12 protein-coding genes are annotated in these 12659 nt (G+C 56.6%); 8 read left to right on the forward strand and 4 right to left on the reverse strand.

Translation table 11 applies throughout. The features are described 5' to 3' along the window. Window positions 1-36 precede the first annotated feature (36 nt). From ABF757_RS04295 to ABF757_RS04310, 4 genes are read left to right on the forward strand one after another with little or no spacing between them, the layout of a single operon-like run. Window positions 37-843 (forward strand): IclR family transcriptional regulator domain-containing protein, encoded by an 807-nt coding sequence (locus ABF757_RS04295; RefSeq protein ID WP_025859865.1) that lies wholly within the window; start codon window positions 37-39, stop codon window positions 841-843. A 58-nt stretch (window positions 844-901) separates the two neighbouring features. Then, complete coding sequence (locus ABF757_RS04300; protein WP_415481071.1) at window positions 902-2161, forward strand: lipase family protein; 1260 nt, start codon at window positions 902-904, stop codon at window positions 2159-2161. Window positions 2162-2166: 5 nt separating this feature from the next. Next, on the forward strand, window positions 2167-3642 hold the full coding sequence (locus tag ABF757_RS04305; protein WP_415481072.1) for an amidohydrolase family protein: 1476 nt from the start codon (window positions 2167-2169) through the stop codon (window positions 3640-3642). Window positions 3643-3649: 7 nt separating this feature from the next. Then, entirely contained in the window at window positions 3650-4441 is a 792-nt protein-coding gene (locus tag ABF757_RS04310) for an N-acyl homoserine lactonase family protein (RefSeq protein WP_415481073.1), read from the forward strand. Between the two features lie 36 nt (window positions 4442-4477). Here the strand turns inward: ABF757_RS04310 and ABF757_RS04315 are convergent, their stop codons facing one another. Further along, a complete protein-coding gene (locus tag ABF757_RS04315) occupies window positions 4478-5245 on the reverse strand; it encodes an SDR family NAD(P)-dependent oxidoreductase (protein ID WP_415481074.1) in 768 nt (255 codons plus the stop codon). 2 nt (window positions 5246-5247) lie between these two features. Next, window positions 5248-6702 (reverse strand): amino acid permease, encoded by a 1455-nt coding sequence (locus ABF757_RS04320; RefSeq protein ID WP_415481075.1) that lies wholly within the window; start codon window positions 6700-6702, stop codon window positions 5248-5250. A 146-nt stretch (window positions 6703-6848) separates the two neighbouring features. Here ABF757_RS04320 and ABF757_RS04325 point away from each other — a divergent pair, with 146 nt between their 5' ends. Then, the gene (locus ABF757_RS04325) at window positions 6849-7661 is read left to right on the forward strand and encodes a helix-turn-helix domain-containing protein (protein WP_415481076.1); all 813 of its coding nucleotides are present in this window, start codon (window positions 6849-6851) and stop codon (window positions 7659-7661) included. A 39-nt stretch (window positions 7662-7700) separates the two neighbouring features. On the opposite strand, the gene ABF757_RS04330 is transcribed toward ABF757_RS04325, so the two are convergent. Both ABF757_RS04330 and hmpA read right to left on the reverse strand, forming a co-directional pair. After that, window positions 7701-8075 (reverse strand): DUF488 domain-containing protein, encoded by a 375-nt coding sequence (locus ABF757_RS04330; protein WP_415481077.1) that lies wholly within the window; start codon window positions 8073-8075, stop codon window positions 7701-7703. A gap of 88 nt (window positions 8076-8163) precedes the next feature. After that, a complete protein-coding gene (gene hmpA, locus ABF757_RS04335; RefSeq protein WP_415481078.1) occupies window positions 8164-9375 on the reverse strand; it encodes an NO-inducible flavohemoprotein in 1212 nt (403 codons plus the stop codon). An 82-nt stretch (window positions 9376-9457) separates the two neighbouring features. On the opposite strand from hmpA, the gene ABF757_RS04340 reads away from it, so the two are divergent. The 3 genes from ABF757_RS04340 to ABF757_RS04350 all read left to right on the forward strand — a co-directional run bounded on the left by ABF757_RS04340 (window position 9458) and on the right by ABF757_RS04350 (window position 12649). After that, entirely contained in the window at window positions 9458-9904 is a 447-nt protein-coding gene (locus tag ABF757_RS04340) for an Rrf2 family transcriptional regulator (protein ID WP_415481079.1), read from the forward strand. A gap of 43 nt (window positions 9905-9947) precedes the next feature. Further along, a complete protein-coding gene (locus ABF757_RS04345) occupies window positions 9948-10853 on the forward strand; it encodes a LysR family transcriptional regulator (RefSeq protein WP_415481080.1) in 906 nt (301 codons plus the stop codon). 137 nt (window positions 10854-10990) lie between these two features. Further along, the gene (locus ABF757_RS04350) at window positions 10991-12649 is read left to right on the forward strand and encodes an FUSC family protein (protein WP_415481081.1); all 1659 of its coding nucleotides are present in this window, start codon (window positions 10991-10993) and stop codon (window positions 12647-12649) included. The last annotated feature ends 10 nt before the right edge of the window (window positions 12650-12659 follow it).

Consider the following 12659-nt stretch of genomic DNA (forward strand, 5'->3'; position numbering starts at 1 on the left):
TTGTCATAGTGTTTTCTTGCAGAAAGTGAGGCAACGGTGTCCAGAATCATACCGCGCGATGCGGAAGCGCGCAAAAATAACCCTGTCGGGCGTGATTTTTCGGAAGCTCTTGCGCGCGGCCTTCTGATTCTGTCCGCGTTCGATGCCGATCATCCTGCCATGACACTCAGTGACCTTGCTCGCAAGGTGGATCTGCCGCGCGCAACCGTGCGCCGTGCATTGCTGACATTACTGCACCTTGGTTATATTGCCGATGAGGGACGCCTGTTCCGCCTTCAGCCCCGGGTGCTGCAACTTGCAGCCACGTACCTTCAGTCAAACCTCATTTCCACCCTGATCCAGCCTGTGTGCGAACGTCTGGCCCGCACACTCAATACAACCTGCTCCATGGCGGTTCTGGACAGAACAGAAGCCGTCATGATCACCTATGCCTCGGCCCGTCGCACACAGCCTTTTGGCATAACGGAGCATATCGGCCTGCGCCTGCCAGCCTATTGCAGTGCTGTCGGGCGGGTTCTTCTGGCCAATCTCGACAGTGAGCAGCTTGATGCAACCCTGTCGGCCATAGACATGGAAAAAATTACCGAGCACACGATTACGGACAGGAAAAAACTCGAAAAAATACTTCTATCAACAAGGGAAAAACAATACACTCTTGTTGATCAGGAAGTGGAGATCGGTTTCCGGTCCATTGCGGTTCCCCTCTTCCGCAGGGATGGAACACCCGTCGCAGCCCTTAATATCGGTATCAGGCTGGAGCAGGCCAGTAAGGAGCAGATGGAAAGTGATTATCTGCCCCATCTGCAAAAAGAAGCCGACACCTTGCGTATGCAGTTGCTCTGAGCACCCTTAACCCGCCATCATGACCAGAACCCAGACAAGACGAGAAAGCATCTTCAACATGTCAGGTTATTTTTCAAAACTTCTTCTCATGCCATTGGCACTTGGCCTTCTCTCCAGCCCCGCGATGGCCACGCCGGATGTCTCGTCTTTCTACCAGTGGCAGGCCCCTGTCACTGCGGCTCCGGGCACCATCTTGCGCTCCGAACCGCTCAAGGCAAGCTGGCTACCAGCCGATACCGGCGCGGCCTATCGCTTCCTGTACAGCTCTACAGACGGCATGCAGCCCAAGCAGCACGTCGCTGTTTCGGGCTATATGCTGTTCCCTGACGGACCGGCCCCCAAAGGCGGCTGGCCGGTTGTCATCTGGGCACATGGTACCACCGGTGTGGCGGATCGCTGCGCGCCTTCATGGATGGGCCCGCGTGCGCGCGATACGGCCTATCTCGGCGCGTGGCTCAAGCGCGGCTTTGCCATCGTAGCCACCGACTACCAGGGTCTTGGCACGCCCGGTGTGCACCCCTACCTGCTCTATCAACCCGAAGCTTACAGCCTTCTGGACGCGGGCCGGGCCATTCTGAGCCAGAAAAACTTCCCTGTTCGCAATACCATGCTGATTGTCGGACAATCTCAGGGTGCTGGTGCAACACTGGGTGCGTCATGGGTCTTCCCCCACTATGCACCGGAACTCGGCATCAAGGCTGCGGTCATGACCGGTCTGGTGACTGCCATCCATCAGGATCACCCGCAGAGTGAAGACGCCAACGAAAAACGCTATACCACGGTCAGCAACATGGACCCGGCTTTTGCCACCTTGCGGCTTGCGGGCAGCGATCAGGCCATTCACCCCGAAACGGACCCCAAAACGCTCCTGAGTGAAAAAGGACGTATCATGTTCAGCGTTGCCGAACATGGCTGCCTGCACGACCTGTTCGACAAAGCCAAGGAGCTGCACATTACCAAGGGGGGAGAAATGCTGGCGCATGACATTACCGCCTATGATCAGGACATGGACCGGTATTTCGAACTCCCGGACGGGCATGTAACCATCCCGCTGTTTCTGGGCACAGGACTGGCGGACGGCATGGCAGGCACAAAGGGACAGTACGATGCCGCACAGGCCCTGTGCCGGGCAGGTTCCACCGTGCAGTGGCACACCTATCCCGGCCTAAGCCATGGGGGAGCCGTCAATTACTCGCTTCCTGACTCTGCAATTTTTGTCAAAGATGTCCTGTCTGGCAAAGCCGTGCCATCCTCCTGTGGCAACCTGACACCCCCCGGCCCCGTGCAGGATGCCCTGCCCGGTATTCCGTTCAACTGATGCACATGTCCTCACCTCGCGCCTCATGGGCAGTCGAACGCCTGCTGCCGCTCCCGGGCCATGGCCCGGTTCTGCGTAACCATACACTCAGTGCCCGTGATGGCATGATTGAGGGCATTGCTCCGACTACTGGAGAAAACGTGCTGGCAGGCTCTCTTGCCATGCCTGCTTTTGCCAATGCCCATGACCACGGTCGGGGCCTGCCGACACTTTCCTGCGGTATTCCTGATGGCCCGCTCGAACTCTGGGTTTCCCGTCTGGGTGTAGAACCACACACACTGTCTTTCCTGAACGCCGCCTGCGCTTTTGCCCGCATGGCACAATCCGGTATCGGTGCGGCAGTACATTGCCATAATACACAAAATGGACGCACCCTTCTGCAAGAAGCGCAAGGTGTTGCCAAGGCGGCAAAAGCTGTTGGTATCCGTATTGCCTTTGCAGTTCCCTTCGCGGGGGAAAACCCATTTGTGTATGAAAGCAGCGCACCGTTCAGGGATATTTTTGACTACCCGGATCAATTCCCGGCACTTTCAGCATCACGCTATCGCAGAAGCCTTCAGGAAGGGCTGGATATTACCGATGCGCTGGCCGAACTGGAAAGCGAGACTTTCCATGTGCAGTACGGCCCCGTAGGCCCACAATGGACCGACAGGGCCACTCTGGAAGCAATCAGCGCACGCTCGGCCAGCACCGGCCGTCGTGTTCACATGCATTTTTTCGAAACCCGCCTTCAGCAGGAATGGGCAGATGCAACTTTCCCTGAAGGTATTGTCAACTATTTTGACAGGATTGGCCTGCTTTCACCCAGACTAACACTGGCACATGGCGTGTGGCTGCGCCCCGATGAAATTGAACTGCTGGCTGCACGCGGTGTTCTGCTGTCGTGCAATATTTCATCCAACATGCGGCTGGCATCCGGCCTACCTCCCATCAGCACCATTATCGACAAAAACATGAAGTTCGGCATCGGTCTGGACGGCATGTCCCTTGAAGATGATGACGACATTTTAAGAGAAGCCCGCCTTCTGCGTGGCCTCATGCAAACAACCCAACCCGGCATCCTTGGCCCGGGTGACAGCCGCATCAGCACGCCGCTCTGCTTCAATGCCCTTATGCGCACGGGACGGGAAAGTATTACAGGCCCCGATAATGGCGGCCTGCTTGAAGAAGGGCGACCGGCTGACATGGTTATTGTTAATACAGACCGGGTTCTGCCTTATGAGATACCCGATGCCATTCTGCCCGAACTCCTGCTTACACGCCTGACACGGCGTGATGTACGCACACTTGTCATCAATGGAAATACCATTGTGGATAATGGAAAGTGCCAGACTATCCCACAGGAAGATATGGAGAAAGAACTCCATGACATTGTGCGGCGCGCCCTGAAGCAGGCCACGGCCTCCTATGCCGATACCGTGCCATGGGAGGAGCATATCAGGCGGTATTATACCGACAGCTTGCATACAAATGGACAGTAAACCCAACATGGCTCATCAAAACAGCGCTACAGATATAAAAAAGTTTTATATACTTCTTTGCGGATATGAAATCCTGCCTAAATCCGTCTCTGTAGCCGGTGCAGACCCGCTCTTGATGTTGTGTGAGCCTATATGCGCCTATCTACTTGAAACACACCATGGATGGGTTCTGCTCGATGCGGGTCTGGACCCGGCCAATATTGAGAACCCCGCGAAGAAACAAAAATATTTTACTTCCCTGAATATGACACCGCCTATCATCAGGCCGGCACACAATCTTGAAAATCAGCTTGCAGCCCTTGGCATCAGAAAAGAAGACATTGCATGGGTTATCCTGTCGCATCTTCATTTCGATCACTGCGGCTATATAAAATATCTGAAAAATGCGCGCATTTCCGTGCAGAGAAAAGAATATACTGCCGCCCTGTCATCATCCTGCCCCGGCTATATTCAGGAAGATTTTAATTCTGATGATATTCAATGGGACTTTCAGGATGGCGACTGGCAGGCTTTTCCGGGTCTGAACCTCATCACGACTTTTGGCCATACGCCCGGCCACCAGTCCGCCATTGTCACCCTCCCGCATTCAGGCCCCATGATTCTGTCTTTCGACACGGGCGACCTACAGGAAAACTTTACGGCTCTCCGTATCCCCGGATCGACAACGAACGCTCAGGACGCCCTGCTCTCAATTAAACGTCTTAACGACCTGAAAACACAGCTTGATGCCGAGCTTGTTCTGTTCCATGACCCGCAGGCCATAGAAAAACTGAAAATTTTCCCACACTATTATGATTGAGTTTAGCCCCCGGCTTTCTGCCAGGGGCTTTCAGGACTACCAGGCTGTAAACCCATTATCCACAAACAGATGAGTGCCGTTGACAAAACGGGCATCATCACTGGCAAGAAACAGCACGGCATCCGCCACTTCATCCGGTGTGGCCGCACGTCCCTGCCGGGCAGTCAGCTCTGCTTCGGAAGCGCCCACACCCTGAGCCTGCAACGCGCTGAGCTCCCTTTGTCCATGAGGCGTATCAATAAAACCGGGGCAGACCGCATTACACCGGATATTACGATCCCGGAATTCGGTAGCGATGGCGCGCGCAAACATATGGCAGGCCCCCTTGGTGGCATTATACGCGACTTCTGTCGGGGTTGCGGCAATAGCGGAAATTGAAGATGTGCAGACAATCGCCCCACCACCACCCGCAATCATATGGGGCAGTACAGCCTTAGTAACAAGAAACATGCTTTTGACATTGATAGAAAACAGAGAATCCCACTCCTGCTCTTTAATCTCAAGGAACGGCTTTATCAGTATGGTACCTGCATGGTTGAAAAGCACATCGATTTTACCAAATGTTTCCACACAGGCACGCACACCCTCGCTCACCATATGGGTATCGGAAACATCAACCTTAAAAAAAGCGATGGAATGACCCGCTGCTGAAAGGCGGTTTGCAAGCGCTTCTCCCGCTTCGGCATTGCGGTCAAAGATGGCAACCTGCGCCCCTTCCTGAGCAAAGCGTACAACACTTGCCGCCCCCACACCCGTAGCGCCACCCGAAACAAGAACCGTTTTGCCCGCAAATTTCAGTGCCATTTTCAATTTCCTTCACTCGACCCGACAAGGCTGACGGGACGCCGGACCGCCAGCACGACGCCAATACAGAACACACTAAGCAAAACAACCGGAATCAGCATGACCGAAACCAAGCTCTGATCCGATGAGGCCGGGCGCGGCCAGACAAGATTGATCAATGCCCCAACCTCAAAACAGAGTGCAATAACCGTAAGCGGCCACCCGAAGCCACCCAGACGGAACGGCCCCGATGGCACCCACCCGCCAAAACGGGCAAAGGCTCCGGCAATCAGCACCATGGTAAATGTGGTATAAATACCCGCTGTAGCAAAATTGATAACCGCTTCCGCAATATGCGGCGCAAAACCACCAACAAGCAGAACCATACAGGGCAGCACGGTCGCCGCCAGCACGGCGGCCGTAGGCAGGCCGGTTCGCGGGTTGACGCGCGACATCGCCGCAGAAAACGGAATGACCCGATCCCGCCCCATGGAAAACAGTAAACGGCTGGTAGAGGCGATGACCGAAATAGTCGCACTGAATGCAACCAGCATGAGGCAACCAAGCATGGCAGTCGCCCCTATTGGCCCAATAGCAGCACGCAGGGCTGCATCTGCCGGGTTGGACACAGCACCCGAGACAGCGCCAGCCATATCGGGCACGGCCAGAATCATGCCAAGAGCGATCAGCAGGGCTGAACCACCACCGGCCAGCATGGTTGTCAGCATGGCGCGGGGCACCTCCCGCGAGGCGTCATGCACTTCCTCGGCCAGATCGCCGCAGGCTTCATGGCCAAAAAATATCCATATTCCCAGCAAGCTGGCAGCCAGCATCGCGCCTGTGTGGTGCCCTTCTCCCGCGCCAAAACTCTCAAACAGAACACTGAAAGGCTGAAGGCGGGCAAAACACAGCATATACCCCCCGCAGACAGCCAACCCCACAAGGCCCGCCCACACGCCCAGTTCGGTCATTCTGCCCAGCACTTTTGTGCCAATCAGATTCAGCGCGGCCGATAGAACAATAATGCTCAGTGCCACACAGGTATCAAACGTATTGGTGGCCTCTATGCCAATCAACGCAGCCAGATACGGCGCAACCCCTGCGGCAAGTCCAGCCGCCACGCCAACCAGCGCCAGAAAATACATCCACCCGGTCAAAAATCCCCACCGCTCCCCAACCAGACGCCTGCTCCACTGATAGACACCCCCGGCGATTGGATATTCAGAAGATATTTCGGCAAAAATCAGGGCATTGACAGTATGGCCCAGCAGAACGAGGGGCATTGTCCAGAAAAACGCGGGGCCTGCTGTCGCAAGCGCATAGGAAAACAGCGCATAAAAACCCGCAAGCGGGCTCATATAGGAGTATCCTATTGAAAAATCAGCAAAAAACCCCAGAACCCTGTGAAACTGCGGTTTATAACCAAACTGCTCAAGGTTGCTGTCATCAGACTGGATGACCCGATCCCTGCCCTGCATCTTCACCTCCGTTACCGGCGGACATTGCCCCTCAACCTTTACGGTTGCCATATCGTAATAATAGAGTGAGAGCAGAGAACCGGCCTATATCCCCAAAGGGGTAGTGCGCGGATACAGGCCCAAACGCCGCGGGCAAGGAGACCAGCGTGGTTAACCGGATAGATGTCCTGTCAGAAGTGGCGACCCTCGCCATCAGACACATAAATGACAGCGAGGTTTTTGCTGCAATCGAGTCTGCACTGCGTACAGTCGCGTTTTTTGATATTGCCGCGATTTTTGCCTACCCTCCGGCTGAACAGCCCGAAATGCTGCATGATGGGCTGAAAGGCATTTCCCTACCCAATGCCATGCAGGATTATCTGGCGGGTGGTTATCTGCTTGATGCTGTTTACGTAGCGTGCATGCAGGGACTGGCTGACGGGCTATACCGCCTTGCCACACTGGCACCGGATGCTTTTTTTGAGAGCGATTACTTCCTGTCGCCTCTTGTACATCCCTGTATCTCTATGGAAAGCGGCAGTCTGGTAGAGGAAATTGCTTTTTGCACCCACGCGCCTGATGGCACGGCACTGGTTTTTTCTCTTATGCGCTCCACAGGGATGGAAGCTTTTTCGAAAGAAGATTTTTCAGAGCTGGAAGCATTTGCCCCCATCATCAATGCAGCGCTGATCCAGCACTGGATCAACCGGACCGAAAAAAAGGCGTTAGAAAAAACTGCCCTGAATACCGAAAATCTGAACAAATCTTTCCGGGATTTTGAACGAGACAGGCTCTCTCCGCGTGAGCAGGATGTGGTGGCCCTTCTGCTACGGGGCCACAGTTCGTTATCCGCAGCAAAAAACCTTGGCATTACAGAAGGAACGGTCAAAATCCATCGTAAGAACATTTATGCAAAACTTGGCATATCGAGCCAGAGCATGCTGTTTTCGCATTTCATTGCTTCTATCATCAAAAACTGAGCAATGAAAAAACAGGCATATTGTTGAGTCAGTGCTCTTTCAGGCCACCGCCTGTTCCAGATACTCCATTAAAACCCGTGCATGATTATGTTCAGTATCATGGGCTGCATAGAGCAGCGTGACCGTGCTGTTTTTCATGAGTGTAATAATCTGCTCAAGCTCGGCATTAGGCTGCGAGAGCTCCTGACGATACCGGGCCTGAAACACCTCCCAATGCGCCGGATCATGACCGAACCACTGCCGCAACTCGGTGCTGGGGGCGACATCCTTCAGCCAGAGATCCATTTTGACATCGGATTTATGCAGCCCTCTTGGCCATAACCGATCAACAAGAATCCGTACGCCGTCATCCGGCTCTGCTGCGGCATAAACCCGCTTTATTCTGATATCCGGCACTCTGTGTTTCAGGGTCATGACCGTTTTCCTTCTCCTGCCACGGGCTGCATTAGCCGCACGCCACTTGCGGTTCCCATCATGGAAACCGCAAGGATGCGTTCTGGTTTCAGAGCACCAGATCAGGATTGGAGGCCGAGCCGAAAATTTCATACCGGATCTGGGCTGCGGGCAGTCCTGCATCCCGCAGGGTGCCTATCATGTCCTGCATGAAACTTTCCGGCCCGCAGATATAATACGTAGCCGTGGGGTCCACCGTCGCGCGCAGCCATTCCGTGCTGATCCGCCCGGCATGGCGGGTTACACCCTTGCCGGTTTCTTCATCCACCCCAGTGTCTCGCGCGTAAAAAAAGTCAGCACTCAGAACATTATCTGCGGCAAGTGCCGTAATTTCGGGCACAAAAACCGCCAGTTCCCGGCTATCCGCACCATGCACATAGCGTATTGCACGCCCGGCTTTTGTTCCACAAAGTTCACCCAGCATGGATACGATGGGGGTCAGCCCCACTCCGGCTGTCAGCAAAACAACCGGGCCAGAAGCGGATTCATCAAGGAAGAAATCACCTGCCGGATTGGCGGCCAGCAGGGTATCCCCTTCCCGCACACTCTCATGCAGCCATGGCGAGACAAGCCCAAGTTCATGCCGCCGCACGGTAATACGGTAATGATCCGCGCCGGGGGATGACGAAATGCTATAATTGCGGCGCTGGGAACCATGACCGGGAATATCCAGCCGGAAGCTGAGATACTGCCCGGCCTTGTGCCGGAACAGAGCACCACCATCAGCAGGCACCAGATCGAAAGAAACAATTTCCGGGGTTTCCTGCCGCCGGCTGCGCACTGTAAAGGCGCGCCAGCCTTTCCACCCGCCCGGTGCCTGCTCATGCTCGTCGTAAATCTGCTTTTCGCGCCCGATCAGAACATCGGCCAGAAACCAGTAAGCCTTGCCCCAGGCCTCGACAATCTCGGGAGTTGCAGCACTGCCGAGCACATGCCCGATGGCCCCCAGAAGCGCATCCGCCACAAAGGGATAATGCTCGGGCAGAATATTGAGACCGACATGCTTTTCAGCAATGCGCTCAACCATACCGCCAAGCCGCCCGAGGTCGTTGATGTGCTGGGCATAAGCCAGCACGGCCAGTGCCAGAGCCTTGGGCTGCTCCAGATCGCGCTGGTGCGACTGGTTGAACAGATCGCGGATTTCGGGGCGGGCCAGAAGGCGCTTGTACATTTCCTCGGTAATGGCCAGACCATGCGCCTTAAGGGCGGGCACGGTCGCGAGGATTATGGAGCGGGTTTTTTCATCAAGGGGGGTGGGCATGGGGTTTACGTCCTAAAGGTATACAATTCATATACCTTTTAATATCTTGGAAAACCTGTCAAGAGCGTGCATCTTCGGTCTTATGAAATTAACATTGCAGACTGATTATGCCCTGCGCGCCCTGATTTACCTTGGCGTCCGAACCGAAGGGCTGTGCTCGATCCGCCAGATCGCACAGGCCTATCAGGTCTCGGAAGGGCATATGATCAAGGTGATTCACCGGCTGGGCATGGGCGGATTTATCGAGACAATACGCGGCCGCAATGGCGGTGTGAGGCTGGGCAGAGCACCAGAAACCATCCTGATCGGGGCTGTCGTGCGTTATATGGAGGAAGACCTCTCCCTGCTTGCCTGCATGGAACCAGACGCAGAGCGCAAAGCTGACTTGTGTGCGCTCATGCCCGGCTGCCGCCTGCGCGGTGTGCTGTCACAGGCCATGGGGGCTATGCTGGGTGTGCTGGATCATTACACTCTGGCCGATGTCATCACTCCGCATGAGCGCCAGCGCCTGACAGAGAAAGCGGACTGATGCACCTGCCTTCTTCCCATGACGTGCGGCGTCAGAGATTTTCGTGTTTCTCCGACAACTGACATATCTGATCGCGCTGGATCGCTTTCGTCACTTTTCCCGCGCGGCGGAGTATTGCGGCGTATCGCAACCTGCCCTGTCTGCCGCAATCCGCCAGCTTGAACACGAACTGGGTGTGACCATTGTCATGCGCAACCGGCGGGTTTTCGGCCTGACTGCGGAAGGGGAGCGTGTGCTGGAATGGGCGCGCCAGAGCGTTACCGCTCTGGATAACCTGCGGCAGGAAGCCCGCTTCGCGCAGGATGTGGCAGGCGGCAGCCTGTCTATCAGCGTGGTGCAACCTGCCATACAGATCATTCCACTGCTGATGGAAAACCTGCGCGCGGTGGTGCCCGCCCTGCAACTTTCCCTGACAGTCGGCCCCAATACCCAGATCCTGCGTGACCTGGCCGAGCAGCGGACACAGATCGGGCTGGCCTATCTGGATCAGGTTCCACCCGATGGCCCTTTTGAAACCCACTGCCTGTATGCCGAACAGCTTGTGCTGATCGCCTCATCACGCATCCGCCTGCCCGGACGCCGCCGGTGTAGCTGGCAGGATGCAGCCCTTCTGCCGCTCTGCCTGCTGGAGCCCGGCACCCGTAGCCGCCAGATTATTGATGCGGGTTTTCATACCGCGGGGTGCGAGCCAACCGTACTGCTAGAAGCCAATGCGCTGGAACTGCTGCATGCCGAACTGCTGGCCGGGCGAATGGCAAGCATCCTGCCGGTTGCGGCCATACCCGCACGAGGGGACATTGCTGGCCCGCTACAGACCCGGCGGCTTGAACCCTGCCCCATGTCAAAAGTCGGGCTTGTACGCCTGCGCCAACCAGCCAGAACCGCCCTGATGAACCGAAGCTGGGACATTGCCTGCGGCCTTGTTCTGGATGATGCGCTGTCCCTTTAACACTCGCCCCTCCGGCTGCCTTTCCTACCCCATAAACCTGCGTGCAGTTTCATAAGCAATGCTTATGATCAGATGAAAACAAACACTTGGACGGATAATCCCCGCAGGCCCACCTTGTCGCTTTTTGGAGCGGAGCGGTGGCGGAAGGATCAATAAGCGCTGGGCTGGCAGGGACCAACCTGCCCGTATGGAGCGACCGCTGGCGCTGGCTGACCGCCCCTGCCATGGCCGATCTGGGGTTTGCGCTGCGCAACACGCTGGCAGCAATGCTCTCGCTGCTTATCGCCATGTGGATGGAACTGGACAGCCCGCAATGGGCTCCCCTGACAGTCTGGGTCGTGGCAACTGCATCACGCGGGGAATCGCTGTCAAAAGCACGCTGGCGACTGGCGGGCACAGGAGTTGGCTGCGTTGCAGGCGTAGGCCTGATTGCTTTGTTTCCCCAGCAGGAAGGGCTGTTTTTTGTGGGGCTGGCGTTATGGATCGGCCTGTGCTGTGGCGGAGCCACCTTTTTCGATGGCTACCGGGGCTATGGCCTGCTTGTCGCCAGTTTTACCTCGGCCATTGTTGCCGCCGGAGCCATTGAGCAGCCGGATAGTGTTTTCGATATCGCTATCGCACGTGGCAGCTACATTGTGCTGGGTATTTTATGTGAATCGGCTCTGGCCGTACTGTTCCTCCCCGGTGCGCGCACGGCAGCCCGTATCCGCCTGCCCGCACGCCTGCGCGCGCTGGTGGACAGGGTGGCCGCAGGTGTCAGCCCCTCTCCCGCTGCCTTTGATGTGGAAACCGAAAGCCACCTGCTGAGCGATCTGGTGGCCACCAACGCCCGTGTTGAATTCGATGTGCTGGAAATGGGCGGCGGACAGGGGCATGCGGCTGACCACGCCCGTGCGGCACTTGCCAACCTGCTTGCCGCCATGGCCCATGCGCGTGGTGGCGCAGCCCAAACCATCTGCACGCGCGATCTGACGGCAGCGCGCCAGCATATCAGCGCCATTCTGGCCCCACCCCGGCGGGACCGCTTCCGCTTTGCCAGCCGTTCGCCCCGCCATGCAGTCGAAGCCCTGCATAACGGTATCCGGGCGACCTTTGGCATTCTGGCCGCATGGCTGGTCTGGATTGTTACGGCATGGCCTGCCGGGCCTACCTTTGTCTCATTCGTAGCACTGGTATACGGGCTGCTGGCCACGCGCGAAGTGCCTGCTCTGGCCTCGGCCGGTTTCTACCATGGGGCAGCCCTGTGCGCGGGGGTGGCGGGGGTTTGCGTCTTTCTGATAATCCCCTCCGTCACCGCGCCAGAATGTCTGGCATTGCTGCTGCTTGTGCCGATGGTCATAGGTGGGCTGGCCGCGCGCTCACCCCGGCTGGTCAATCAGGCCTTTGCTTTCAACATGTTCCTGCCTGTTCTGATCGGCCCTTCCAATACGGGACGGCTGGATGAGGCTGCATTTCTCAACACGGCACTGGCTTTTTTGGCGGCTGTGCTGTTCGTGCGCTTTACCTTTGTCACCATTTTGCCCTTTCGTGCTGACAACCACCTGCGGCGCACTACCGCATGGGTGGAACGCCGCCTGCGCGCCATCACCCGCACAGGCAGCCGGATTGGCGAACACCAGTGGCTGATGACGAATGCGGACAGCATGGTGCGCGCGATGCGAACCAGTCAGGGCATCCCGCATCAGGAAGTCCTGGCCTATATGGACCATCACCTACAGGCGATGGTGCGGGGGCTGTGGCTGATCGAACAGCGTGAAGCACGCACACCGCCCCAGACACCCGACCACACGCCCTGAAAAACTGCGA

Origin of the sequence: Acetobacter papayae (assembly GCF_047721125.1) — a bacterium.
GTDB lineage: Bacteria > Pseudomonadota > Alphaproteobacteria > Acetobacterales > Acetobacteraceae > Acetobacter > Acetobacter papayae.